This is a genomic window from Actinoplanes sp. NBC_00393, from assembly GCF_036053395.1.
Taxonomy (GTDB): Bacteria; Actinomycetota; Actinomycetes; order Mycobacteriales; family Micromonosporaceae; genus Actinoplanes.
Window position 1 is genome coordinate 134,539 of sequence record NZ_CP107942.1, and the last position, 26,116, is coordinate 160,654.

Consider the following 26,116-nt stretch of genomic DNA (forward strand, 5'->3'; position numbering starts at 1 on the left):
CGCTTCCACCCGCTTCCCAAATCCAGCGCTCAGGCTTCGCCCGCACCGGGCCGCTCGACATCCACACGAACGGAGACACGCGTCCGATGACGTCCGCTGCGGACCTGCTGACTGAATTGACCCTGCAGGAGAAGGCGGCGATGTGCCTCGGCTCCACCGTCTGGCACACGGCACCGGTGCCGCGCCTCGGTATCCCGGCGATCATGCTGTCTGACGGCCCGCACGGGCTGCGTCGCCAGCCCGACGGCAATCAGGCCGGTATCTCCGGCAGCCTGCCCGCCACCTGCTTCCCGACCGCCTCCGCACTCGGCTCGTCGTGGGATCCCGACCTGGTGCGGCGCATCGGCGCGGCGATCGGCGCGGAAGCTTGCGCGCAGGGGGTGGCGGTGGTGCTCGGCCCCGGCGTCAACATCAAACGGTCCCCGCTGTGCGGGCGCAACTTCGAGTACTTCTCCGAGGACCCGTTGCTGGCCGGCGTCCTGGGCGAGGCCCACGTCGTCGGGGTGCAGAGTCAGGGCGTCGGCGCGTGCGTGAAGCACTTCGCCGCCAACAATCAGGAGACCGACCGGCTGCGGGTCAGCGCCGACGTCGACGAGCGAACGCTGCGCGAAATCTACCTGCCGCACTTCGAACGCATCGTCATCCGGGCCCGGCCCTGGATGGTCATGTGCGCCTACAACCGCATCAACGGGGTGCCCGCCTCCGAACACCGGTGGCTGCTCACCGAGGTGCTGCGCGACGAATGGGGCTTCGACGGCGTCGTGGTCTCCGACTGGGGAGCGGTCCGTGACCGGGTGGCGGCGCTTACCGCCGGCCTCGACCTGGAGATGCCGCCCAACCGGGGCGTCAGCGACACCGCGATCGTCGCCGCCGTCCACGACGGCACCCTCGACGAGAAGGTGCTCGACCAGACGGCGCAGCGGATCCTGCAGCTGGTAGACCGTTGTGCCGACCCGGCGCCGACTGGCTTCGACGTAGGCACTCATCACACCTTGGCCCGCGCCGCGGCAGCTGACTGCGCGGTGCTGCTCAAGAACGACCGTCAGTTGCTGCCGCTGCAGCCGGTGGCCGGCGACACGATCGCCGTGATCGGCGAGTTCGCCCGCGCCCCTCGCTTTCAGGGCGCCGGCAGTTCCCAGGTCAACCCCACCCGCATCGACGTGCCGTTGGACGAGCTGCGAACGGCTGCACCGGCCGGCGTCACCGTGGAATATGCCGACGGTGGCGAGCAAGCTGTGGCGCTCGCCCGCCGCGCGGACACCGTGGTGCTGTTCCTCGGCCTGCCCGCCGGCGACGAGTCAGAAGGCGCTGACCGGTGGCACATGCATCTACCCGAAGCTCAGATCGCGCTGCTGGAACAGGTGGCAGCGGTGAACCGCAGAGTGGTGGTGGTGCTGGCCAACGGCTCCGCGGTGGAGGTGTCCTCGTGGGACCGGCACGCAGGCGCGATCCTGGAAACCTGGCTGTCCGGGCAGGCGGCCGGCGGCGCGGTCGCCGACCTGCTGTTCGGCGCCGTCAACCCGTCCGGGCGTCTCGCCGAGACCCTGCCGGTGCACCTTGCGGACAACCCGTCCTTCCTGAACTTCCCCGGAGAGCAAGGGCACGTGCGGTACGGCGAGGGTGTCTTCGTCGGCTACCGCGGTTACGACGCCACCGGCCGCGACGTCGCCTACCCGTTCGGTCACGGTCTTTCCTACACGTCGTTCACCTACCACGATCTCACCGTCACGGTGACCGCCGATTCCTCGGTGCTGGTCACCTGCGCCGTCGTCAACACCGGCGATCGGCCCGGCAAGGAGGTCGTGCAGCTTTACATCGGCGCCCCACCGTCACCCGTGGCCCGCCCCGTACGGGAGCTGAAAGCCTTCACGAAGATCGACCTGCTGCCCGGTGGCAGTGAGACAGTGACGTTCCACCTCGACCCACGCGACCTCTCCTACTGGTCCACCCGCCACCAGCGGTGGCTGTTGCACGGCGGCACGTTCCACGTCAGCGTAGGCTCGTCATCACGCGACCTGCGGCTGAGCGTCACCGTCGACGTACCCGCCGAAGCTTTCCCGGTGCCGCTGACCGCCGAGTCGACCCTGCGCGAGTGGCTGGCCGACCCCGAGGGGGCCGCCGCGCTGCGCGCAGCCGTCGGGGCCGACGCCGACGGCAACCCCACCGGCATCCTCAGTGACCCCGAGTCGCTGACCGTGCTCGGCGACTTCCCCCTGACCACCCTGACTGCGTTCCCGAGACTTGGTATCGACCGCCACGTCGTCACCGGATTGGACATCCAACCCCGGGGAGTTGCCGGACCGCATGCTTTGCACATTGCCGAGGACGAGGGCGCTCCGACGTAGGTCCGCCTCGAGTGCGGCTGGGGTGGACCTCGGGATCAGCTGGCAGGGCGGTGGCATTCCATAGGGCACTTCTCGCCGTGGGTGCGTCCATGAGAAGCCCGTCGTCACTGAGCACCAGCCTGACACAGCAGTGTGGCGGCCCGATCGAGCAGATCCGGGTCGGCGACATCGCCTGGTGCTCGCCCGGCGTCGAACACTGGGACGGGGCCGCACCGCCTCCACCATGACGCACCTGGTCATGACCGGCTCCGGCCGGCGGTCGGACCGTCACATGGATGGCGGAGGTCTCCGACGAGCAGAACGGCGCGTGGGCCGAACCCGGCCACCACATGCGCGGCTTGGCCGGTCGCAGCACGCGCAGTGAGTGGCAACGTTCACCCCCTCGTGGCTGATCGACGCCTGCGAATAGGGGGCCTGACATTCCCTGGAGCGGCACGGCCTGCCACCGGTGCCCTCTTCCGGCCAAGCTGACCGCTGAACCAAGTCCCGGCACCACGCGCACTGGAATCGACTCCAGTCCTGAACGGGAGATGTGGAATGCATGCCAAGACGGTCCTGCGCCGATACCGGCCCCACCTACTCAGCGCCACACTCTCAGCGATGGTCCTGCTCGGCGCGACGGCGCCAGCCGTGGCGCACCCCGTCCCGGCGGCCCGTGCGGATTGCCCTTTCATCAACACGGTCTGCCTGTACGAGGGCGAGCACTACGCGGGCGTCCGACTCACCCTGAGCTCGTGGCCGCCGGGATCCGGGGTCTGTATCAGCCTGGCGGAACACGGCTGGAGCGGCCGCGCCCGCTCGGCCTACAACACCAACCCCGCAAGCGCTGCGCTGTTCTTGAACGATGACTGCCTTGGCGGCCCCGACCAACTGCCACCGGGCGGTACGCCGATCCTCAACGGCTCCACACTCGGGAGCATCTGGGTGCCCTGACACGGGAACCTCGACTGGGAAGCTCGGCCGGAAGCTCCTCGGCGAGGCCGGGCGCCGGCTTCACGTTCCGGTGCACCCGCAGTGTTACCGCGGTACCGATACGGCAAGCCGTGTGCCCCCCGTGGTACCACGACCGGGCCCGATCTCTCCGTAGCGAGCCAAATCCTGGGCGAGGCCGGCGCCCGCGACCGCATCCAGGCCGTCATCGTCGCCTACGACACCGGCCTCGTGCGCCCAGGTCAGGGCTCAAACGTTCAGCATTGCCGCAGTCCGGCCGATCAGAAAGCGCAGGCGAAAGAAACTCGGAGACGTCATGCACATCGGCGGCCGGTATCGGCGGTTGGCTCCTGGAAGCGGACGACGGGCGCCGCGCCGGGGCACCGTCCCGTTCTACGGGCTCACCGGCGCCGTACTAGCCGTGGGACTCGCCGCGATAGCGGTGACCAGCATGCGCGGCAACGCCATGGTGGGGGTCGCCGGACCGCCCATGCTGCTCATCAACATCGTCGCCTTCATCTTCGCAGTGGGCGCGAGTACCCGGTCGGCGTTGAACTCGTCGACCCGCCGTGCCTGGGGATGGTTCGCGGCCGCCATCGGTCTACTGATCGCCTCCGCCATCTGCTTCGCGGTATTCACCTCCTGGCGGCAGTTTCCGGCCCCCGGCGACCTTCTGCGGCTCGCCTTCACGCCGATGATGCTCGTCGGGCTGCTGCTGGTGCCTCGCCGCTTGGACAGCCGGCTGTCCGGGCTCAAATTGGGCCTGGACGCCGGGGTGATCGTCGTTGCCGGAGTCATGGTGATGTGGTATGTCGCTGTGGGTCCGGCACTCACCGAGCACAGGCTCGGTACCGGCGCTGTTCTCGCCGCGATAGCGCTGCCTCTGGGAGATCTGACTTTGCTCTTCGGCATCGTCCTGGTGCTGATGCGAGGAGTCGACGAGTCGGTGCGCCGGCCCATGATCCTCCTGGCGGCCGCGATGACTCTCGAGATGGTGGGCGATATGCATCTCGGTGGCCTCCGTCTGGATTCCGGCTTCCGTGATGTCTACGCATGGCAATTCATGCTCTGGTTGACCGGCCACTTCCTCATCGCGGCGGCCGCGTTCGAGCAGAGTCGGTCATCCAGCCGGAACACCCGCGGCCTGCCCCGGCGCAGAGCTTTCAGCGTCGCCCCGTACTTCGCTGTCGCACTGGGGCTGGCATTGCTGGTCATCTCGGCGGTGCGCGGGGACGAGCCGTACCGGCTGCTCGGCATGGTGTTCGGTTCGGTCGTGCTGACCTGCATCGTCGTGACGCGGCAGGTGATGACCCTGTGGGAGGTCCACAAGAAGGCGGTGACCGACGGCCTCACCGGACTGGCGAACCGGACGCACACCTACGAGGCGCTGGAGTGGGCGATGGCCAGGACCGTCCGTGGCGGCCCGCCGGCGGGCCTGCTGCTGGCCGATCTGAATGAGTTCAAACAGGTTAACGACACGCTCGGTCACGCCGCCGGCGATCGGCTACTGATCGAGTTCGCCCGGATGCTGCGCCGCGCGGTGCTCGGCTCCGACGTCGCAGGCAGGCTCGGCGGTGACGAGTTCGCGGTGGTGCTCACGGGTATCGGATCGCTGGAGAACGCGGAGGCGGTCGTACGCAGGCTACGCCGGGAAATGGAACAGCCAGTCATGATCGGCGACGTGGTCGTGCAGATCCGTGCCGCGATCGGGCTCGGGATTATGGGCCCGGGCGACGTCGGCACCGACGCCTTGGTGGCTCGTGCGGACGAGGCGATGTACGAGAACAAGCGGGCCATCCGCCGCGCCCGCGACCTCGCCCCACAGGCGTACGAGTAACGTCCCCTCACACCTGACCTACCAGCCACGATCCGGTGCCCCGCTCGTGACGGACGGCAGCCAGGCGTACCGGCGGCACCAGATTCCAATAACTCGCCTGACCGCCGGAGTTCGACGGACTCTTCAAGGCCGGTTCCTCGGCGGCCGTCCGCCCTACGGCTACTGACACGCCGGAACCCGCGATGGAAGCCCTTGCTGTTACCCCTCACGGCAGGGGCTCCCTGGCCGCCGGCGCCGGAGGTCTGCTGGGAACCGCCGACTGAAGGGTTTACTCATGAACACCTGGCTGATCACCGGATGCTCCACTGGCCTGGGCCGGGCCCTCGCCCGAGCTGTTCTCGACCGCGGCGACAACGCGGTCGTCACCGCCCGCGACGTGACCAAGGTCGAGGACTTCGCCGAGAGCCACCCGCGCACGGCGCTCGCGTTGTCGTTGGACGTGACGGATCCGGAACAGGTCTGCGACGCGGTCCGGCAGGCCGACGCCCGATTCGGCGGGGTGGATGTGCTGGTCAACAACGCCGGCTACGGCTACCGCGCGGCGGTGGAGGAGGGCGGCGACGCGGATGTGCAGCGGCTGTTCGCGACGAACTTCTTCGGCGCGGTCAGCATGATCAAGGCGGTGTTGCCGGGCATGCGAGCCCGGCGCAGCGGCGCGATCGTGAACATCTCCTCGATCGGCGCGCGGATCTGCGCGCCCGGATCCGGCTACTACTCCGCCGCCAAAGCAGCGCTGGAGGGCATGTCGGGCTCATTGCGCAAGGAGCTGGGGCCGCTGGGAATCACGGTGACCGCCGTCGAGCCGGGCGCCTTCCGGACCGACTTCGCCGGCCGATCGCTAACCGAGTCGGCCACGGTGATCGACGACTACGCCGACACCGCCGGCAGGCGCCGCAAGGTTCACGACACCAGCCACGGCCACCAGCCCGGCGACCCGGCGAAGGCCGCCGCGGCGTTGATCACCGCCGTCGGCTCCGGCAGGCCGCCGGCGTTGCTGCTGCTGGGCACCGACGCGCTCGCCGCCGTCAGCGGCGTCCTGGACGACGAGCGCGCCGAGATCGAGTCCTGGCGTCACCTGACCACCAGCACCGATCTCTCGGCCTGACGGGCCGGGCGACCTGGTCGTGGACGCGGACGCGCCGGGACAGACCCGGGGCCGGAATCCTCTCGGTCTGTCCCGGCATCCTGGGCGTGCCGGTTCAAGCCAGCTGGGAGACGACAGACTTCGTCTCGAGGTAGTTCTCCAGGGCCTCCGGGCCGCTCTCGCGGCCCCAGCCCGACTGCCGGTAGCCGCCGGCGGGCATGTACGCCCCGCCGGCGCGGTGCACGTTGATGCCGACTCGTCCGGCGCGCAGCCGCCGAGCCACCGAGTGCGCCAGGGCGCCGTCGCGGGTCCAGATGCTGGAGGCGAGACCGTACGAGCTGTCGTTGGCCAGCGCGACGGCCTGATCGGTGTCGGAGAAAGGCATCACGCCCAGCACCGGCCCGAAGACCTCCTCCCGCATCACCGTCATGGATTGGTCGACGTCCACCAGGACGGTGGGTTCGAAGAAGTAGCCCCGCTCGCCGACCCGGGAGCCGCCGCTGACCACCCGGGCGCCGTCGCGGACGCCCTGGCTGACGTAGCCCGACACCCGGTCGAGCTGCTTCTGCGAGATCAGCGGGCCGAGGTCGGCATCAGGGTCCGAGCCGGGGCCCAGACGCATCGCACGGCCGGCTTCGGCTACACCGGCGACGACCTGTTCGTACACGGACTCGTGGACGAACAACCGGGTGCCCGCGGCGCAGACCTGGCCGGAGTTCCAGAAGACGGCGGAGGCGGCGCCGGGGATGGCGGCCTCCAGGTTGGCGTCGCCGAACACGATGACGGGGGACTTGCCGCCGAGTTCGAGCGTCAGTTTCTTCATGTTGCCGGTGGCCGCGTGCACGATGAGGCGGCCCACCTCGGTCGACCCGGTGAACGAGAGCACGTCCACATCCGCGTGCTCCGCGAGGGCGGCGCCGGCGTGTTCGCCGATGCCCGTGACGACGTTGACCACGCCGGCCGGGACACCCGCGTCGAGCAGGATCTGCCCCAGCCACAACGAGGTCAGGGGTGTCTCCTCGGCGGGCTTGAGCACACACGAGCATCCGGCGGCCAGGGCGGGCGCCAGCTTCTTGGCGGCCATGCTCAGCGGCGCGTTCCAGGGGGTGATGAGTCCGGCGACGCCGATCGGTTCGCGCAGCGTGTATCCCTGGACCCGGCGGTCGGCGGGTCCGAGGTCGACGGTGCGGCCGTGGATCTTGTCGGCCCAGCCCGCGTAGTACCGGAACTGGGCAGCGGCTTCGAGAACCATGGCCTTGGCCTGGGCGACGGGCAGGCCAAGGTTGAGGCTCTCCAGTCTTGCCAGGTCGTCGGCCTGTTCGCGCATGAGGTCGCCGGCGCGCCAGAGGACAGCACCGCGGTCGGTACTGGAAAGGCCGCGCCATCGGCCCTCGTCGAAGGACTGCCGGGCGACAGTGACCGCCGCGTCTACGGACTTCGCGTCACCGCGGGCGACGGAGGCGATGACCGCGCCCGTAGCGGGATCGAACACCGGGGTCGTGGCGCTCGTCGGCGTCGTCCATTCGCCGTCGATGAGCATGCCGACGGGGGAGTCGCCTCGGCGCAGCAGCGGGGGCAGGGCTCTCGTGCTCGAGGACATCGCGTCGACCACACCTTCCATCGTGTTCTCAAATACGAACTGCTGATCGTTATTCCGATATGCTTCCATCCGGATTTCGGCGTGTCAACGACGTCGGCTCGGCCGGCAACGCGACGAACACACGTGGTCGGGCGGCAACGCAACGGTGACCCGTCCCGGCGCCCGGACGCGTTGACTCGGCCTCGGCAGCGCGCGTAGGGTCCGCCGCATCTTGAATGCGATAACGAGTTCGTATATGAGGACGGCTGTTTGATGCGGGAACCGTCGCCGGTGCACGCCGCCGAGAAACCGGCACGCCGGCTCGACGGCTTCGCCGTACGCAGCGGCGTCTGGGCGTCGGCGATCCCCTTCCCCAGCCCGCTCGCCTACTCCTTCTCTTACACGCTGCGATACCCGGCCGGGCTGGTCGTCGTCGACCTCGGATGGAATTCCGACGACGCCTGGGAAGCGTTCTGCCAGGGCCTCACGCGTGCGGGCGGCAGCCTGGACGAGGTGATCGGAGTGGTCGCCACGCACGCCCACCCGGACCACTACGGGCTGGCCCCGCGCATCCGGGAAAACGCCGGCGCCTGGATAGGCACCCACCCGGCCGAACGCGCCCAGATCCGGGTCGACGAATCCGAACGCCGGGAACGGGTCACCGCGATCGGTCACTGGCTGCAGGAATGCGGGGTGCCAGCCGCCGTCCGGGCCGATCTGCGCGACGAGCTCACCCGGCTTGACGCCGTCCTGCCCTCCGCTGCGCCCGACATCCTGCTCGCCGACGGCGCCAAGGTACCCGGCACGCAGGGCCGCCTGGTGGCGCTGCACACCCCGGGGCACACCCCGGGCTCGGTCTGCTTCCACGAGACCGAACGTGACCTGATCTTCACCGGCGACCACGTCCTGCCGAAAGTCACCCCCAACGTGGCGCGGCGGCCGGGCTCCGACCCCGACCCACTGCACGACTTCATGTTCTCGCTGGGCCGGTTGCGCGAACTGCCTGACTCGCTGACGGCGCTGCCCGGCCACGAATGGCCGTTCGACCGGCTCACCGATCGGCTGGACGCGATCGGCGCCCACCATCACTCCCGACTCGCAGAGATCGAACAGGCCGTCCACCAGGGGGGCTGCACAGTCTGGGAGGTGGCCCAGGCGGTGACCTGGGCCCGGCCCTTCCGCGACTTCACCCCGCGGTCACTGCGCTCGGCGCTGGCGGAGACGTACGCCCACCTGGTTCGGCTGACGAACGACGGCCGGCTGGTGCAGTGGCCCGGGCGGCCCGTGCGGTGGGACGCGTGATGGCTTCCGTCGTCCTTGTGGCTGGTGGTCGGCGGGTCGCCACGGCATGAGGTGAGGAGCCGCGAAAAGCCGGCACCGCCGTCCGAGGCGATGCCGGCGTGCAGCGGCCGGTGTCAGTCGAGGTGGCCGTGCGAGCGCAGGACGTCCTCAGCGACGCGGAAGGCCTCGCCGGCGGCGGGCAGGCCGCAGTACACGGCGGCCTGCAGCAGAATCTCCTGGATCTCGGCGACCGTGCAGCCGTTGGTCATCGCGCCTTCGACGTGGTGTGCCAGCTGGGCGGGCCGGTTGAGTGCGGTGAGCATGGCGATGTTGATCATGCTGCGTTGTTTGCGGTCCAGGCCCTCGCGGGCCCAGATCCGGCCGAAGCAGACCTCTTCGGAGTAGTCCTGAAGAGCGGCGTTGAAGTTGTTGCGGGCCTTGTCCTTCTTGACCAGGTAGTCCTCGCCCATCAGTTCGCCGAGGATCCGGCGGCCGGTTTCCTTGCTGGTGGCTGCGTTGTTGCCGGTCACGTGATCTCCTTGCTGGTCGCCGGGTCAGCCCCGGTCGAGAACGTCCTGAACTTCCTCGGCGGAGAGCTTGATCGTCACGCCCGCCCGCTCGTTCTGCAGTGCCATCGGTGATTGCGAGTCGCGGCCGCCCCAGCCGCGCTCCAGCGCCTCCTGGAAGTCCTCGGCGACGACCTCGGCGCAGTGCATTGGGACCTCGAGCTGTCCGGCGAGCTCCAGCGCCAGCCGCAGGTCCTTGTTCGCCAGGTTGAGCGCGAACGACGGCGGCTCAAAAGCGGCCTGCAGGTAGCGGTCACCGATGCGGTCGAAGGTGCGGGCGCGGCCGATCGCGCCCTGCCGCATCGCGTGCCAGAGCGCGGCGGGTTCGACGCCGGCTTTGACGCCTAGCGTGAACACCTCGGCGATGGCCGCGCGGATGGTGATGCTCGCGCAGTTGTGCACCAGCTTGGCGGTGTTTCCCGCGCCGATGTCGCCGACACGCAGGACCTTGTCGCCGATGGCGTCGAGCAGCGTCCGGTACTGCTCGAAGGCAGCCTGGTCGCCGCCGACGTAGATGGCCAGCTTGCCGGAGGTCGCCCCCTTCGGGCCGCCGCTGACCGGGGCGTCGAACAGCTCGACGCCGGCGCTCCGGCAGACGGCGTGGACCTCGCGCACCACGGTGGGCGAGTTGGTGGTCAGGTCGAACCAGGCGGTGCCCCGGCGCATGGCGCGGAGCAGGCCGCCGTCGCCGAGACCGGCCGCGCGCATCTCCGTCGGGCCGGGAAGAGAGGTGAAGACGACGTCGGCCGCGGCGCCCACCTCGGCGATGCTGCCGGCCCAGACGGCCCCGGCTTGGAGGTGCGGCGCGGCGCGCTCGCGATCGAGGTCGTGCACGACCAGGTCGTGGCCGGCCTTTCGCAGATTCAGCGCCATGCCTGCGCCCATGGCGCCGAGGCCGATGAATCCCACCTTCATGTGCGGTTCCCTTCGATGGTGCGAGTCGCAGATTCTTATATGCGAACTACTGGCTCTATATGCGAAACACTCACGCAACGAAACCTAGGCGCGCCGGCACGAGGTGTCAACGGCCGCGAGGGATCGCTGCGCGGCGCGTCCGGCGTTGACAGCCATGGCGATGTCAACCTAGGGTCGAGACTGTAAATGCGTACTGCAGTTCGTAAATAAGAACTTTTCGAGTAAGGGCGCCGGGTGATCCCGCCGGCACGATGACGGAGGCTGATATGACCGCCCTCGAGGGTGTGAAGGTGATCTGCCTCGGCCAGTTCTACTTCGCGCCGTACTGCAGCATGCTGATGGCTCGCCTGGGCGCCGACGTGATCAAGATCGAGTCGCCGGCCGGCGATCCGTATCGGCGGTTGCCCACGCTCGACGAGAACGGCGAGCCGCTCCAGTTTCGTTTTCTGAACTCCGGCAAGCGCGTCATGCGCCTGGACCTGAAGGCTCCCGAGGGCCAGGATGTGCTCCGCAAACTGGTCCGTACTGCGGACGTGCTGGTGCAGAACCTCTCGCCTGGCGCGATGGATCGATTCGGACTGGGGTACGAGCAGCTCAGTAAAATCAACCCCCAGCTGGTCATGGCATCGGGCACCGGATTCGGCTCCTTCGGTCCCTACGCCGGGGAACCCGCGATGGACCTCACGATCCAGGCCCGGACTGCGATCATGAGCACCACCGGCTTCGAGGACGGGCCTCCGGTGCGTACCGGCCCCTCCGTGGTCGACTTCATGGCCGGCACCCACCTGATCGCCGGTGTGCTGGCGGCGCTGTTTCAGCGCACCCGCACCGGCCGCGGCCAGCACGTCGAGGTCTCCCTGCAGGATGCGATCCTGCCGTCGCTCACCTCCAACATCGCCGGGCTGCTCAGCCCGGGCGCGGTCAGCCGCGAACGGACCGGGAACCGGCACGGTGGAATGTCGGTGGCGCCCTACAACGCCTACCCGGCGGCCGACGGCTGGATGACGATTCTCTGTCCCACCGACACACACTGGCAGCGGCTCTGCGCGCTGATGGACGATCCGGCCACCGCGGACCCGCGGTTCGCGAGCATGACCGGGCGCTGCGATCACATGGACACCGTCGACGCGCTGGTCAGCGGTTGGACCCGGGGCCGGACCAAGGCCGAGCTGGCAACCGCGCTGAAGGCCTCCAAGATTCCCTTCGCCCCGGTCGTGACACTGCCCGAGCTGCTGGACGACCCGCACGTGCGGGCCCGCGGCGTGCTGCACGAAGCCACCGACGAGCGAGGACCGTTCACCACGCTCGGCAGTCCGCTGTTCCTCTCCGACTCGCCGATGGTCGAACCGTCACGGGCCGGCCGGCTCGGCGAGCACACCGATGAGGTACTGCGCGACGAACTCGGTCTGACCGTGGACGAGATCGCCAAACTGCACGAGACCGGCATCGTCTGAGAGCAAGGGAGCAGAGCCATGGCCGTGCACGCCCGCATCGCCGTTCTTCCGCCGGGCCGGCAGACCCTCGACCTGCACGAGGTGGATCTTCAGGCCGGGCCCTACGAGGTCGTTGTGCGGCAGAAGGCTTTCGGCGTGTGCCACAGTCAGCTCGACCGGATCTTCGATCCCGGCCGCGGCACGCCGCTGGTCCTCGGCCACGAGTCGATCGGCACCGTCGCCGCAGTGGGGGACCGGGTGACCTACGTCCGCCCGGGCGACCACGTGCTGGTCACCTGGATCCCCAGGACACCGCTTGAGGGCCGTCCGCCGGCGGCCACTTCGGTGATCCTGGCCGACGGTTCGAGGGCGACGACGCACAACACCTTCACGTGGGGTACCCACGCGTTGGTGGATGAGCAATACGTGGTGAAGGCGTTGCCGGGCCTTTCAGCGGACCTCGGCGCAATCATCGGCTGTGCCCTGATGACCGGCGCCGGGGCGGTGATGAACACGGCCGGCGTCACCGCCGGGCAGAGTGTCGCGGTCTGGGGAACCGGCGGCGTCGGCCTGTGCGCGGTGGCCGCCGCTTCGATCCTCGGCGCGCATCCGGTCATCGCGGTCGACATCGACGACGACAAGCTGAAACTGGCCCGGCGATTCGGCGCCACCGACGTCGTCAACGCGGCGACCGGCGACCCGGTGGAGGCGATCCGCGCACTCACCACGAACCTGGACGGTACCCGCGGTGTCGACGTCGCGCTGGACTGCACCGGACGTGGCGCGAACATCCCGATCAGTCTCGCGGCGGTCCGCCCGGGGATCCGCGGTGCCGGGATCCGCGGCGGCGCCGACATCCTCGTCGGGATTCCCCGCACCCCGTTCCAGCTGGACAGCTTCGACCTGCTCAACGGCGAGAAGAGCCTGGTCGGCTGTGTGGGCGGCAGCTGCGACCCGGTTCGGGATTTCCCGACGTTCACGGCATGGACCGCCGACGGCCGGTTCGATCCCAGCGCGCTGGTCACCGACCGCTACCCCCTCGACCAGCTGAACACCGCCGTCGACGACCTGCACGCCGGCCGGGTCGGTGGCCGCGCGGTGGTGGAGCTCTGACCGGCGTGGCGACCGACCTGAACCTGCGGCACGTGACCCCTTTCTGCGGAGGACTCCGATGACAAGCACCGATACCCCCTCCGACGCGAAGTTCGGCAGGGAACTGGCCACCGGCAAGTTCACCGACGAGATGCTGACCGACATGCGCAACCTGATCGGCACCGAGCTGCGGACGGACGCGTGCGTCAACAACGAGTACGCGACCCGGCTGGCCATCCTGCGTTTCGCCGAGGGCATCGGCGACGACAACCCGCTGTGGACGGATGAGGCGTACGCGGCCGCCGGCCCGTACGGCGCCATCGTCGCCCCGCCCAGCTTCATCTTCGCCTGCCTCGGCTCGGTCCAGGTGGGTTGGCGTGGGCTCGGCGGATTCCACGCCGAGACCGACGTGAGCTTCCACGCGCCGATCCGGGTCGGTGACAAGATAACGGCGCGGGTCTGGTTCGACGGGTTCGACGATCCGGTCGACAGCTCCTTCGGCGGCCGCCGGATCAAGGACTACCTGCGCCAGGAGTACTGGAACCAGGACGACCAACTCGTCGCGCGGTTCATCTGCTCCCGGATGCGCTTCGAGCGCGGTGAGATGCAGAAGCGGCGCAGCTCCCGGAAGATCGAACTCCCGCATCCATGGACCGACGAACAACTCGCCGCGGTCGAGGAGGACATCCTCGCCGAGACCCCGCGCGGGGCAGAGCCCCGGTACTGGGAGGACGTACAGGTCGGCGACGAGATCGACACCATCACCAAGGGTCCGATCGGGCTCACCGACGAGATCGCGTACGTCGCCTCCGGGGCTGCCCCGATTCCGCGTCTGTCCGCGCACGGGGTGGCTCTGCGGCGCTACCGCAAGCACCCGAAGTGGGCGTTCCGTGATCCGAACACGCACGCCCTCGAGCCGGTGTACTCGGTGCACTACAACGACTACGCCGCCCAGTTGCAGGGTGCGCAGATCGCCTACGACGTCGGCATTCAGCGCACCTGCTGGCAGATCCACTCGCTCACCCACTGGATCGGCGACGCCGGCCGGGTCAAAGCGATCCACGGGCAGTACCGCGCGCATGTCTACCTCTCCGACGTGGTCCGGCTGGGCGGCGCCGTCGTCCGCAAAGAGATTGACGCCGACGGCGACGCGGTGGTGCATCTGCGGACCTGGGCGACCAACCAGAGGGAACAGAACTGCATGCCGGGTACGGCCACCGTCGTCCTGCCGCGCAAGGAGGCGCAGCGGTGACCAAGCAGTACCCAGATCCTGCCGCGCGCCGTCGTGCGGCCGGCCGCCGATGAGCCGCCTCGTCGGGATCTCGGGCGTCGGGCGGGTGGCGGTGCTGGAGATGCAACGCCCGCCGAACAACTACTTCGACGAGGCGCTGCTGACCGAGCTGGCCGACACGCTGCAGGATCTCGACCACGACGCCGCCGTGTCGTGCGTCGTGCTCTGCTCCCAGGGCCGGCACTTCTGTGCCGGTGCTGACCTGCGCGGCATGGGGGAGGCCTGGATCCGCCGGATCTACCGTCAGGCGTTCCGGGTGTTCTCCGGCCGCAAGCCGATCATCGCCGCGGTGCAGGGCGCCGCTGTCGGTGGCGGCCTCGGCCTGGCGTTGGCGGCCGACTTCCGCGTGGTCGCGCCGACGGCGCGACTCACGGCGAACTTCGCGCGTCTCGGATTCCACCAGGGCTTCGCGTTGACGGTCACGCTGCCCCGGCTGGTCGGAGAGCAGCGCGCCGCGGAGTTGCTGTACACCAGCCGGTCGGTCAGCGGCGAGGAGGCGGCGACGATCGGGCTTTGCGACCAGGTCTCGGACGATCCCCGCGCCGGCGCTCTGGCCATGGCCGAGCGGATCGCGTCGTCGGCGCCGCTGTCGCTGGTCGCCATCCGGGCGACCCTGCGCCGCCGCCTGGTCGGGGAAGTGTCGACGGCGCTGGACGTCGAGGCGGCCGCGCAGACCGCTCTGCTGGGCACCGCAGATTTCGCCGAGGGGGTGTCAGCCGCGGGGGAACGACGTCCGCCGAAGTTCGTCGGTTCGTAGCTACGAACTCCCGGTGGGGTGCCGGTATGGTCATGGCCGTGAGCGAGCAAGCCGACGCCGAGGCCGCGAAGGGCCACCGCACCATCGACCGTGTCACGCAGATCCTCGAGGAGGTCGTCTACAACCCCGGCATGGGCTTCGCCGAGCTCGCCCGGGCCCTTGACGCGCCGCGAAGCTCTGTGCACGGCTTCATCCGTGGTCTGCTTGCCAAGGGCTGGCTGTACGAGGCCGACAAGCGTTTCTATCTCGGCCCGGCCGTCTACGCGCTGACGCTGGCCAGCGGCAACATCCGGGCCGGGCAGGTCACCCAGGCCGATCTCGACGCCCTGCACAACGACACCAGGATGACGGTGTTCCTCGGCGTCCAGGCCGGCGACCACCTCATCTACATCGGCGAGTCCGGCAGCGATGCGATGACCGGGTTCGCCGCGCGCAGCAACATCCGCCGGACGCTCATCGACACCGCCGGCGGCAAGGCCCTGCTCGCGGCCCAGGCCGACGGCACGCGGGAGGCCTACCTTCGACGGCAGGACGGCGAGCTGGTCTCCGCGTTCCTCTCGCAGTTCCCCGGCATCGTCAAGACCGGCGTGGCCAAGAACTTCCGCCATCACGGCGCCCAGCTGGCGCTGGCCAGCGTGGTGCGCGACCGCGCGGGCAAGGCCGTGGCCGTGGCGGTTCTCGTCGGGCCTACGGCCGACGCCGAACCGCGCGAGGCGAGGCTGCGCCGACTCCTGGTCAAGCACGTCGCGGCATGGTCGCAGCGCGAAGTGGCGCCGCGCGAAGCGCTCTGACCGGTTCTCCCCACACTCTCATCAGGCAGCGAAACCTCCCGTTGACTTCGGTCACGCGGGCGCTTTAGCGTGGGCACGAATCGCTAATGCGACAGGTTGTTCGTATATGAGAACTAGACCTGGAGGTGCCTGATGATCGAGCGGGATGAGATCTTCATCAACGGGACGTGGGTCGCGTCCACCACGGCCGAGCGTCTGACCGTGATCAACCCGGTGACCGAGGAACCGGTCGCCACCATCCCGGCCGGCTCGGCCGAGGACGCAGACAGAGCCGCCCGAGCCGCCGCGGCGGCGTTCCCGGCATGGTCTCAGACCACGATCGAAGAGCGCCTGGCGATGCTCGACAATCTCGCCAAGCTCACCGCGGAGCGAGCCGACGAGATCACCCGTGCGATCGTCAGCGAGATCGGCCAGCCCTACCGCATCGCCCAGGAGTCCCAAGCGGCGGCTGCCGTGGAGGACCTGCGAAGCCTCGCGGACAGCCTGCCGTCGGTGGTGTGGGAGGAACGGACCGGGCACACGGTGGTCGCCCGCGAAGCCGCCGGCGTGGTTGGTGCCATCACACCGTGGAACGGGCCGATGCGGATGGTCTGCATGAAAGCCGGTGCGGCGCTCGCCGCCGGATGCACCGTCGTGCTCAAGGGCACCGAAGTCGCACCGCTGAGTTCCTTCATCTTCGCTGAGATGGTCGCGGCCGCAGGCCTGCCGGAGGGCGTGTTCAACCTCGTCTCCGGCAACGGTCCGGTCGTCGGTGAGGCGATCGTGACCCATCCCCTGGTCGACATGGTCTCGCTGACCGGCTCGGTCCGCGCCGGGCGCCGGGTGATGGAACTGGCCTCTCAGCGGGTCAAGAAGGTGGCCTTGGAACTCGGCGGCAAGTCCGCCAATGTGATCCTTCCTGACGCCGACCTGAAGCGGGCCGTCGAAGTGGGTATCGAGGACGCCTTCCGTAACTCCGGTCAGGTCTGTGGCGGCCTGTCCCGGGTGCTGGTCCCCCGGTCCCGGCTGGCCGAGGCGGAGGAGATCGCCGTCCGCAAAGCGGAAAGTTACGTTCTCGGCGACCCCTTCAACCCGGCGACGACGCTCGGCCCGGTTGCCAACGCGACGCAGCGCCAGCGGATCCGCGACTACATTCACGCCGGCCTCGAGGACGGGGCCCGGTTGCTGACCGGCGGCGCCGAGGCGCCGGACGGGCTCGATCGCGGCTTCTTCGTGCGCCCGACGGTGTTCTCCGGCGACAACAACTCCCGCATCGCGCGCGAGGAGATCTTCGGCCCGGTGGTCGTCATCATCCCCTTCGACGACGAGGACGACGCCTTCCGGATCGCCAACGACACCGAGTACGGCCTGGCCGGAGCGATCTGGGCCGGCGACGAGGCCCGCGCGCGGGCGCTGGCGAAGAGGCTGCGGGCCGGGCGCATCCGGATCAACGGCTCGCCGGTCAACCCGCGCGCGCCGCACGGCGGCTTCAAGCTCTCCGGAATCGGCCGGGAGTTCGGGCGCTACGGCATCGAGGAGTTCCTCGAGTACAAGTCGATCGGCTGAGTCCGGTGATCACCGTCAACGCCCGGGCCACATCCGGCCCGGCGGAACCGTTCCGCGCCATTCGCATCCAGCGCCGTGACCTCGGTCCGGCCGACGTGCTCATCGACATCGCGTTCTCCGGCGTCTGTCACACCGACGTGAGCCGGGCCCGCGGTGAGTTCGGCACGACGATGTACCCGATCGTGCCCGGCCACGAGATCGCCGGGATCGTCTCGGCGATCGGGCCGGAGGTGACCCGGTTCGCCGTGGGTGACCGGGTCGGCGTCGGCTGCCTGGTCGACTCGTGCCGGGAGTGCGAGTTCTGCCGCGCCGGGCTGGAGCCGTACTGCCGGCGCGACCACGTCCGCACCTACAACTCGATCGGCCGGGACGGTACGAAGACGCTGGGCGGCTACAGCGAGAAGATCGTGGTGGACGAGGCGTACGTGGTGCGCATTCCCGACGAGATTCCGTTGCCGAACGCGGCTCCGCTGCTGTGCGCCGGCATCACCCTCTATTCCCCGTTGCGGCACTGGAAGGCCGGGCCCGGCAAGAAGGTCGCGATCCTCGGCTTCGGCGGTCTCGGGCACGTCGGCGTGGCCATCTCAGCGGCGCTGGGCGCGCACACCACCGTTTTCGAACTGACCATGGACAAACAGACCGACGCGTTCCAACGAGGAGCCGAGGACTATCGGCTGAGCACCGATCCAGCGATCTTCACCGAGTTCGCCGGCACCTTCGACCTGATCCTTTCGACAGTGCCGGCCCGGATCGACTATGACGCGTTTCTCGGCCTGCTCGCCCTCGACGGCACCATGGTGATGCTCGGCGTGCCGAAGAAGCCGATCACCCTTGACGTCTTCTCGCTGCTGTACAACCGGCGGTCGCTGGCCGGAACGTTGGTCGGCGGCATCGCCGAGACACAGGAGATGCTCGACTTCTGCGCCGAACGGGGCATCCACGCGGAAGTCGAGATCATCGGCGCGGACGAGATCGACGGCGCCTTCGACCGAGTCGCCAAGGGCGATGTGCGCTACAGGTTCGTCATCGACGTAAAGACGATGGGGGTACCAACAGTGACCCCCTCATCCGGCGGCGAATGCCTAGGCTGAAACGAGTTCGCACCTGCTTCCCTCTCCGCGAGATTTCCTCCGTGAGAGCACACCCGGAACGAGAGGAATCATTGATGTCTGCCGCAATTCCGGACGTCACCTTGAACAACGGCGTGAAAATGCCGATTCTCGGGTTCGGCGTCTTCCAGGTTCCCGGCGAGCAGACTGAACAGGTCGTCACCGACGCCCTCGCCGCCGGTTACCGGTCCCTCGACACCGCCGCCTCGTACGGCAACGAGGAAGCTGTCGGCCGCGCCATCGCCAAGAGCGGCATCCCGCGCGACCAGCTGTTCATCACGACCAAGCTGTGGATCCAGCACACCGGTGAGGACACCGCTCGGCGCGAGTTCGACAAGTCCCTGCGCAACCTCGGCCTGGACTACCTCGACCTGTACCTGATCCACCAGCCGCTGGGTGACTACTACAGCTCCTGGCACGCGATGCAGAAGCTGTACGCCGAGGGCCTGATCAAGGCGATCGGAGTCTCCAACTTCTACCCGGACCGGCTCGTGGACCTCATCCAGCACAACGACATCACGCCGGCGGTCAACCAGATCGAGACGCATCCGTTCTTCCAGCGCGCCGACTACCAGCCGCTGCTGCGCGAGCACGGCGTGCAGATCGAGTCCTGGGGCCCGTTCGCCGAAGGCAGAAACGACCTGTTCACCAACCCGACGCTGACCGAGATCGGCGAGGCGCACGGCAAATCCGTTGCCCAGGTCGTGCTTCGGTGGCTCATTCAGCGCGACGTCGTCGTCATCCCCAAGTCGGTGCGCCCCGACCGCATGGCGGAGAATCTCGACGTCTTCGACTTCGAGCTGACCGACGACGAGATCACCCGGATCGCGGCCCTGGACACCGGCGTGTCCGCGTTCTTCGACCACCGCGACCCCGCGATGGTCACCTGGCTCGGCGGCCGTCGCGTCGACTGACCGCTCATGGGGTGCCGGTGCAGACGGCGGCGGCGCCCATGAACGTCACCCGGGTCACCACGCCGTCGAGAGGAGGCTCAAATGCCTGTCACCACAGGTGACGAAGCAGCGAACGAGCCGAGACACGTCCTTGTCGATCCGGTCACCGGCTGAAGGACGGCTGATGAGTGCCGGCGACCCATTTCGGTTCACCGCGATCGGTACGGCCTGGGAGATCGACTCCGGCCGCCTCCTGTCCGAGGAACTCCGGCAGGAGATCTGCGCGCTCGCGGAGGACTTCGATCAGGTCTGGTCCCGGTTCCGTGGGGACTCGCTGGTCACCGAGATCGCACATGCCGAGGGCGGCGGACGTTTCCGGTTCCCCGCCCGCGACGCCGCATTGTTCGAGCTCTACGACCGGCTGGTCGCGGCGACTGGCGGAGCGGTCGACCCGCTCGTCGGCAGGGATCTCGAACTGCTCGGCTACGACGCCCGGTACAGCCTCACTCCCGATGAGTCTGCGCTGTCAGGTCGCCGGCGCCGGGATTCCTGGCTCGGCGACATCCGCCGGGACGGAACCACGATCATCACGGACCATCCGGTGGTGATCGACGTCGGGGCGGCCGGGAAGGGTTACCTGGTCGATCTCATCGCCGAGGCGCTGCTGGATGCCGGCATCGGCGAGTTCCTCGTCGACGGCAGCGGCGATCTGCGGCATCGTGGTCCCGAGCCCGTCGTCGTGGGACTGGAACACCCCACCTCCCCTGGACGGGTCATCGGCACCGTTCAGCTGCGGGATCGGGCGCTGTGCGCGTCGGCGGCGAATCGGCGGACCTGGGGTGAAGGACTGCACCATGTCCTCGACGGCCGGACCCGCCGTCCCGTGTCGGATGTCGTCGCGACCTGGGCCCTTGCCGCGGACGCGGCCACCGCCGACGGCCTGGCGACTGCCTTGTTCGTCAGCGCTCCTGACTGTCTGCGTTCGTTCGAGGTCACGTGGGTGCGGATGTTGGCCGACGGCCGGGTCCAGTGGTCGAACGACTTCGACGGTGAGCTCTTTCTCTGATGCCGCTACGCCTGCATTCGACGGCAACGCCCCGTTCGGTGAAGAACATCTGACCTGGAGAAGATCATGAAATCTCGCCTCGTCAACCGCACTACCGTCGCGGCCGCCGCGTCGCTCGCCGTCGCAGTGCCCCTGGCCGCGTGCTCTGGCCCCGACACCTCGCCGCCGGCGAGTCCACCGAGCACGCCGGCCGGCAGCTCGCCGCCGGGCATCAGCACAGAATCGGGCGGCGCGGGCTACGAGGACGGAACCTACACCGCGAGGGGAGTATATGGCGGCGCGCCGTCCTATATGACCATCACTCTCGGCCTGCGTGCCGGCACGATCACCGACGTCACGGTCGAGCCGATGCCGGAGAACAACGACACCTCCCGGGGCTACCAGGAGCGGTTCGCGGCCGCTGTGCCGGACGAGGTGATCGGGAAGAGCATCGACGAGGTCAGGGTCGGCAAACTGGCCGGTGCGAGCGGCTGCGCGGACGGATTCAACAACGCTGTCGCGGCGATCCGCGACCAGGCGCGTGCCGGCAACTGAGAGGGAGTGAACGGCTGAAAACGTTCACCGCGCGCCTCACCGTGTTCCTGGGCTCCATGTCTCCCCGGGGTGCCGCGGGTGCCGGTAGGCGTGTGTGGCACGGAAGGCCGGTGCCTCGTCGGACCATCCGTGACGCACGGCGTCCCACTGTGCGATCAGATCGTCCTCGTGCGTGTAGTCGAACCGGTCGCCCAGGCGGCTCTCCTCCGGGCCGCCGGGGGACGGCGGGTTCGCCACGAGCCAGTCGACCGTCGCAGCGAGGGCCGCGTCGGCCGCGACCGTGTCGGTGTACCCCAGCTCGGCCCGGATCCGCTCGGTGTTCCGCAGCCGGTGGTCGGGCCCGTGGCGCCAGTAGGGATGGCACGGGGTGGCCAGTAGGTACGGCAGGTCCACGAGTTCGACCTCGGCTCCGAGCCGCGCGGCGACGAACTCGATGCGGTGCCGCATGTCCACGACGGTGTCGTCGGCGACCACGTACTTGCGTCCCGACGCGGCGGCGGGCTGGTCCACCGCGAGCATGACGGCGTGCACCGCGTTGACCGTGTGGAGCCGGCTCTCCAGGCGGATGCCGCCGTCGGCGATCACGATCCGCCGCCTGCCGTCCAGGATCCGCCGCACGATGCACCACTCGTGCGGTGCCAGCTGCCGGGGGCCGTAGACCACCGGATAAGCCAGCAACGTCGCCTGGAACGCGCCGGCGTCGTGCGCCTCGAAAAGGGCCTGCTCGGCGGCGGCCATCTTGACGGCCAGCTTGCCCTGCTCCGGATCCCGCTCCAGATGCTCGTCCTCCTCGGGCACCAGCGCCGGACGACCCAGCGGGCCCCAGCGCGGGTCGCTGGGGGACGCGAGCGAGCCGTGGGCGCCGCCGATGGCGATCAGCCGGCTGGTCCGGCCGGTCATCACCTCGGTGGTGACCGCGAGCCGCCCGTACTGGGCCACCACCAGCTCGAACTCCTCACGGCCCAGGCCGGCGGCCAGGGTCTCCGGCCAATGCGGGTCGGTGTGGACGTGCCGGACCTCGGGCGGCAGGTGCGCTTCGTGCTGGCCGCCGTGCAGGACGGTCACCTGGAACCCACGCTCGAGGAGCCCGGTCACCACGCCCGGGCCGGTCGGACCCGTACCCCCGATCACCAGGGCCTTGGGCGTCATCGGCCCGGCGCGGTGAAGTGGCGGGCGAGAGCGCGCTTGTCGACCTTCTCGGCACCGAGGACGGGGAGCCTGCCGGTCTGGAAGCGCCAGCGCGTCGGCACGGCGAAGGACGCCAGGACCGCCCGCAGCTCTCCGGCCACGTACGCCTGAAGGCCCGGTCGCGCGAAGGTGTCGTCGTCGACCACCACGACCGCGGCGACCTCCTCTCCGAGTTCGGGATGAGGCAGCCCGAACACGGCGGCGTCGAGGACCCCTTCGACGCCGGCCAGCGCGCGCTCGACGGAGAGCGGGGCGATGTTCTCGCCGCCCCGGAGGATGAGGTCCTTTGAGCGGCCGGTCACCCATAGGTGACCGTCGTCGTCGAGGTGCCCGAGGTCACCGGTGTGCAGCCACCCGTCGTCGTCGATCGGGCCGCAGGATTCGCCGGCGTAGCCGAGCATTTGCGAGGCCGACCGGATCAGCACCTCGCCGTCACCGTCACCGGACCGCTCGCCGAAGGCGATCTCGACGGCGGGAAGCGGGACCCCGCACCCGCCGGGACGGTCCCGGGTGTCGCGCCCGGTGGCCGCCGTTGCCTGCCCGCCGTTCTCGGTCAGCCCGTATCCGGTGGCGATCCGCGCCTCGACGGAGGGCAGTTCCTCGCGGATGCGCCGATACAGGGAGACGTGGGCGGGCGCCCCGCCGAGGGTGAGCGAGCGGAGGCTGCTCAGGTCGGCAGGATGCCGCTGCAGGGCGTCGAGCAGTCGGGCGGCCATCGTCGGCACGGCGCTCCAGCGGGTGATGCGGTGCGTCGTGATCAGGCGTATCGCCTCGTCGGCGTCGAACCGGCCAGCCGGGAACACGAGCGTCTCGCCGACTACGACGGCGCGGACGAGGGTCTGCACGCCGCCGACGTGGAACAGCGGAGCCGTGTGGAGTGCGACGCTGGGCGGCGCCTCGTTCAGGTCCTGGGGGAGCCGTCGGGTGACGGCCAGCAGCGAGTGCAGACCGGAGACGACGGACCGATGCGACAGCTCCACCGCCTTCGCGGTCCCGGTGCTGCCGGACGTGAAGAGGATCAGCGCCGGCTCGATCTCGTCGTCGCCGCCCTCCCGCTCGGGAAGCAGTCGGGAGCTGGTGTCCGCCGGCCACGAGCCGACCGGGGTGCCGGCGGGCAGCCTGGCGGCCAGGCGGTCGTCGGCGAGCACGAGACGCGGCTTGAGCAGCGTGACGGCGTGTTCCAGTTCGCGGGTGCCCCACCAGGCGTTGGCGAGGACCGGGACGGCGCCGAGCCAGAGCACCGCCCACGCGTTCACGATCCAGTCGGGGCCGTTCCACCCGAGCAGCGCGACGCGGTCACCGGTCCCGATCCCCTGCGCCTGCAGGGATGCGGCCCGGCGGCGCACAGCGATGCGCAGATCACCGAAGTCGAGCCGGGCGTCACCCTGCACCACGTGTGCCCGGCCCGCCCAGCGGTCCGCGTGGTCCAGCAGCGCCGACAGGCGGCGCACCCGGGGCGCGTACATGCGGTACGGGACGCCACGCACCCGCTCGACCACGAGGTCGCGCCCCCAGGGCTCGACCGATGTCACCGGAACTCGCGGCGCTCGACCACGAGCGGGTCGTGGCTCGGGACGACCTCGCAACCGAGCTTCTCGATGCGGTTGAGGCTGTCCTCGTACGCGATGATGTCGGTGAAAAAGCCGGACGGGATGTGCCGGTTCTCGCCGTCGCCTGCCCAGTTCTCGTAGAGGTCGACGCAGTCGCCGGCCAGGAGGTAGCGCTTCGTTGCGGCCTCGACGATGACGCCCTGCGACCCCGGGGTGTGGCCGGGCAGGGCGACCACCGACACCCCCGGCGCCACCTCGGCGTCGCCGTCGACCGGGTCGATCCGGTCCTCGGCGCGCCGCCACGCCGCCGTCAGCTCGGGCAGGTGCTCGAACTGACGGCGGTGCCAGGGCACCGGCTGCGAGGCGTAGGCGATCTCCCGCTGCTGTATCACGATGCGGGCGTTGGGGAACAGGTGGTTGTTGGAGCTGTGATCCCAGTGGAGGTGCGTGTTGACGACGACCCGTACCTCGTCCGGATCCACCCCGAGCGACCGCAGCGCCGCGGCGGGTTCCTCCTGCGGGGTCTGCTCCATCCGGATCCCGTGGTGCGCGATCGCCCGGGCGAGGTCGGCGCCGGTGTCGACGACCACGGGCGGCCCGTCACCCCGGATCACGAACATGATGAGGGGGATGTCCATGGCCTGCCCCCAGCCGCGGAGGTAGGTGAGCGACGGCTTCGGCAGGCCGAAGACCCGCCCCACGGACAGCGCTGTGACCGACAACGTCATGCGTCCACCAGGTCACTGTCCCGCGTCTCACGCAGCGCCAGCGTGCACAAGAGGCCGAGGAAGCAGTAGCCGGCCAGCAGGGCGCCGAAGAACAGGCCGCCGTAGGTGCCGATGATGCTGGCGGCCACCAGCGGCGGGATGGCTCCGCCCAGGACGCCGGCCAGGCTGTAGGACAGGCCCGCGGCGGTGTAGCGGTACCGGGTGGGGAAGAGCTCGGACAGGAAGGATCCGGCGACGCCGAAGCCGGTGCCGGCGATCATGAAGGTGATCAGCATGCCGGCGTAGAACGCGCCGATCGTGCCGACGTCCAGGACGGGGAACAGGAGCAGGGCCCAGGGGATGCCGAGCATGTTGGCGGTCAAGAGGACCTTCCGGCGCCCGAACCGGTCGGAGAGGGTCCCCCCGAGTACGCAGAACAGGCCGTTCACGAGGTTCCCGATGATGCCCGCCAGCAGCACGGTCGGGCGGCTGAGACCGAGGGTCGCGGTGCCGTAGTTGGTGAGGTACGCGATGCCGATGTAGCCGAGCGAGAAGGCCATCACCAGCGCGCCGGAGCCCAGCAGGATCCGTCTCCAGCCGTGCTTGAAAGCATCCTTGAAGGGCAGCCCGCCGTCGTCGCGACGGCGTCGCGCCTCGGCCTCGAACGCGGGCGTCTCCTCGATCCGCAACCGCACGTAGAGGCCGACGGCGACCAGGACCACGCTGATCAGGAACGGGATGCGCCAGCCCCAGGAGGTGAAGGTGTCGTCGCTCATGTAGAGGGCCACGATCAGGTACACGGTCAGCGCGAGCACGTTCGCGAAGGCGCCGCCGAGGTTGGTGAACATCGCCCAGAAGCCGCGGCGGTCCTTCGGGGAGTGCTCGGAGGTGAACAGTGCGGCGCCGGCCCATTCGCCGCCGGCGGCCAGGCCCTGGGCGATGCGAAGCAGCACGAGCAGGATCGGCGCGACGACGCCTATGCTGGCCGAGGTGGGGAGCAGGCCGATCAGCACGGTGGCCGTACCCATCAACGCCATGGTGGCAATCAGCGTGCGCTTGCGGCCGAGCCGGTCGCCGTAGTGCCCGAATAGGATCGAGCCGAGCGGGCGGGCCACGAAGGCCACACCGAGCGTCGCGAAGGACACGACGGTCGCCGACTGGTCGCCGAGGGCGGAGAAGAACGCGCCGGCGAAGACGAGAGCCGCCGCCGTCCCGTAGATGCTGAAGTCGTAGAACTCGATGACTGTGCCGATGAAGCTGGCGAAGGCCACCCTGCGCATCTTCGCGGGCGGGGTGGGCGCGGGCGTGGTGGAGCCGGAGTCCGGTCTCGCCACGCTGTCGGGGGGCAGCTGCATGGTCATCGGCAACTCCTCAGATGCTCGTCGGTGAGGCGAGACGACCCGATGTCGGTGTTCTTATATACGAACTAGTATTTGTCATCGGGAACTTTCAGCGAAAGTAACCTGGGTCACAAGCGTGGTCAATAGGCATCTCGAGGTCCTGGCGCGGGTTCGCCTGTTCCCGATCTCAGGTCTGTGTCTCAGAACTTCCCGCGGCGGTTCCGACGCGTTGACACGACCTCGGGCCGACCGTAGCCTCAGGCTCAAATACGTACATCGGTTC

The 26,116-nt window shown here is 69.3% G+C and carries 23 protein-coding genes; 16 read left to right on the forward strand and 7 right to left on the reverse strand.

Annotated elements, in window-relative coordinates; translation table 11 throughout:
• The first annotated feature begins 86 nt into the window (after positions 1–86).
• The 5 genes from OHA21_RS00585 (at position 87) to OHA21_RS00605 (ending at position 6,217) form a co-directional block, all read left to right on the forward strand.
• Complete coding sequence (locus tag OHA21_RS00585; RefSeq protein WP_328468992.1) at positions 87–2,345, forward strand: glycoside hydrolase family 3 C-terminal domain-containing protein; 2,259 nt, start codon at positions 87–89, stop codon at positions 2,343–2,345.
• Between the two features lie 89 nt (positions 2,346–2,434).
• Entirely contained in the window at positions 2,435–2,572 is a 138-nt protein-coding gene (locus OHA21_RS00590; protein WP_328468994.1) for a hypothetical protein, read from the forward strand.
• 373 nt (positions 2,573–2,945) lie between these two features.
• Complete coding sequence (locus tag OHA21_RS00595) at positions 2,946–3,278, forward strand: peptidase inhibitor family I36 protein (protein WP_328468996.1); 333 nt, start codon at positions 2,946–2,948, stop codon at positions 3,276–3,278.
• A 448-nt stretch (positions 3,279–3,726) separates the two neighbouring features.
• Positions 3,727–5,112 carry a GGDEF domain-containing protein gene (locus OHA21_RS00600; protein WP_328468998.1) on the forward strand — a complete coding sequence of 462 codons (1,386 nt, stop codon included), beginning with the start codon at positions 3,727–3,729 and terminating at the stop codon, positions 5,110–5,112.
• A 274-nt stretch (positions 5,113–5,386) separates the two neighbouring features.
• Positions 5,387–6,217 carry an oxidoreductase gene (locus OHA21_RS00605; RefSeq protein WP_328469000.1) on the forward strand — a complete coding sequence of 277 codons (831 nt, stop codon included), beginning with the start codon at positions 5,387–5,389 and terminating at the stop codon, positions 6,215–6,217.
• A 94-nt stretch (positions 6,218–6,311) separates the two neighbouring features.
• On the opposite strand, the gene OHA21_RS00610 is transcribed toward OHA21_RS00605, so the two are convergent.
• Entirely contained in the window at positions 6,312–7,796 is a 1,485-nt protein-coding gene (locus tag OHA21_RS00610) for an aldehyde dehydrogenase family protein (RefSeq protein ID WP_328469002.1), read from the reverse strand.
• Positions 7,797–8,048: 252 nt separating this feature from the next.
• Here OHA21_RS00610 and OHA21_RS00615 point away from each other — a divergent pair, with 252 nt between their 5' ends.
• Positions 8,049–9,077, forward strand: a complete 1,029-nt coding sequence (locus OHA21_RS00615) for an MBL fold metallo-hydrolase (RefSeq protein WP_328469004.1) — start codon at positions 8,049–8,051, stop codon at positions 9,075–9,077.
• 113 nt (positions 9,078–9,190) lie between these two features.
• On the opposite strand, the gene OHA21_RS00620 is transcribed toward OHA21_RS00615, so the two are convergent.
• Together OHA21_RS00620 and OHA21_RS00625 are read right to left on the reverse strand one after the other, a co-directional pair.
• Positions 9,191–9,586, reverse strand: a complete 396-nt coding sequence (locus OHA21_RS00620; RefSeq protein ID WP_328469006.1) for a carboxymuconolactone decarboxylase family protein — start codon at positions 9,584–9,586, stop codon at positions 9,191–9,193.
• Between the two features lie 24 nt (positions 9,587–9,610).
• A complete protein-coding gene (locus OHA21_RS00625; RefSeq protein WP_328469008.1) occupies positions 9,611–10,537 on the reverse strand; it encodes an NAD(P)-dependent oxidoreductase in 927 nt (308 codons plus the stop codon).
• A 266-nt stretch (positions 10,538–10,803) separates the two neighbouring features.
• On the opposite strand from OHA21_RS00625, the gene OHA21_RS00630 reads away from it, so the two are divergent.
• From OHA21_RS00630 to OHA21_RS00675, 10 genes are all read left to right on the forward strand, one after another.
• Positions 10,804–11,991 carry a CaiB/BaiF CoA transferase family protein gene (locus OHA21_RS00630; protein WP_328469009.1) on the forward strand — a complete coding sequence of 396 codons (1,188 nt, stop codon included), beginning with the start codon at positions 10,804–10,806 and terminating at the stop codon, positions 11,989–11,991.
• An 18-nt stretch (positions 11,992–12,009) separates the two neighbouring features.
• The gene (locus tag OHA21_RS00635) at positions 12,010–13,083 is read left to right on the forward strand and encodes a zinc-binding dehydrogenase (protein WP_328469011.1); all 1,074 of its coding nucleotides are present in this window, start codon (positions 12,010–12,012) and stop codon (positions 13,081–13,083) included.
• A gap of 58 nt (positions 13,084–13,141) precedes the next feature.
• Positions 13,142–14,314, forward strand: coding sequence for an FAS1-like dehydratase domain-containing protein (locus OHA21_RS00640; RefSeq protein ID WP_328469013.1), 1,173 nt, complete (start codon positions 13,142–13,144; stop codon positions 14,312–14,314).
• Between the two features lie 49 nt (positions 14,315–14,363).
• Complete coding sequence (locus tag OHA21_RS00645; protein ID WP_328469015.1) at positions 14,364–15,110, forward strand: enoyl-CoA hydratase/isomerase family protein; 747 nt, start codon at positions 14,364–14,366, stop codon at positions 15,108–15,110.
• A gap of 26 nt (positions 15,111–15,136) precedes the next feature.
• Entirely contained in the window at positions 15,137–15,901 is a 765-nt protein-coding gene (locus OHA21_RS00650; protein ID WP_328469017.1) for an IclR family transcriptional regulator, read from the forward strand.
• A gap of 132 nt (positions 15,902–16,033) precedes the next feature.
• Positions 16,034–17,446: an aldehyde dehydrogenase family protein gene (locus OHA21_RS00655; protein ID WP_328469019.1), complete on the forward strand. Its 1,413-nt coding sequence runs from the start codon at positions 16,034–16,036 to the stop codon at positions 17,444–17,446.
• A 5-nt stretch (positions 17,447–17,451) separates the two neighbouring features.
• Complete coding sequence (locus OHA21_RS00660) at positions 17,452–18,537, forward strand: NAD(P)-dependent alcohol dehydrogenase (RefSeq protein ID WP_328469021.1); 1,086 nt, start codon at positions 17,452–17,454, stop codon at positions 18,535–18,537.
• A gap of 74 nt (positions 18,538–18,611) precedes the next feature.
• Positions 18,612–19,469 carry an aldo/keto reductase gene (locus tag OHA21_RS00665; protein ID WP_328469023.1) on the forward strand — a complete coding sequence of 286 codons (858 nt, stop codon included), beginning with the start codon at positions 18,612–18,614 and terminating at the stop codon, positions 19,467–19,469.
• Between the two features lie 163 nt (positions 19,470–19,632).
• Entirely contained in the window at positions 19,633–20,514 is an 882-nt protein-coding gene (locus tag OHA21_RS00670) for an FAD:protein FMN transferase (RefSeq protein WP_328469025.1), read from the forward strand.
• Between the two features lie 66 nt (positions 20,515–20,580).
• Positions 20,581–21,048, forward strand: coding sequence for a hypothetical protein (locus OHA21_RS00675; protein WP_328469027.1), 468 nt, complete (start codon positions 20,581–20,583; stop codon positions 21,046–21,048).
• A 36-nt stretch (positions 21,049–21,084) separates the two neighbouring features.
• On the opposite strand, the gene OHA21_RS00680 is transcribed toward OHA21_RS00675, so the two are convergent.
• The 4 genes from OHA21_RS00680 to OHA21_RS00695 are packed head-to-tail and all read right to left on the reverse strand — an operon-like array spanning position 21,085 to position 25,854.
• Positions 21,085–22,197, reverse strand: coding sequence for a hypothetical protein (locus OHA21_RS00680; protein WP_328469029.1), 1,113 nt, complete (start codon positions 22,195–22,197; stop codon positions 21,085–21,087).
• Positions 22,194–23,768, reverse strand: a complete 1,575-nt coding sequence (locus tag OHA21_RS00685) for a class I adenylate-forming enzyme family protein (protein WP_328469031.1) — start codon at positions 23,766–23,768, stop codon at positions 22,194–22,196. The genes OHA21_RS00680 and OHA21_RS00685 overlap by 4 nt, the downstream gene beginning before the upstream one ends.
• Positions 23,765–24,514, reverse strand: coding sequence for an N-acyl homoserine lactonase family protein (locus OHA21_RS00690; RefSeq protein ID WP_328469032.1), 750 nt, complete (start codon positions 24,512–24,514; stop codon positions 23,765–23,767). The genes OHA21_RS00685 and OHA21_RS00690 overlap by 4 nt, the downstream gene beginning before the upstream one ends.
• Complete coding sequence (locus tag OHA21_RS00695) at positions 24,511–25,854, reverse strand: MFS transporter (RefSeq protein WP_328469034.1); 1,344 nt, start codon at positions 25,852–25,854, stop codon at positions 24,511–24,513. The genes OHA21_RS00690 and OHA21_RS00695 overlap by 4 nt, the downstream gene beginning before the upstream one ends.
• Positions 25,855–26,116 lie beyond the last annotated feature (262 nt).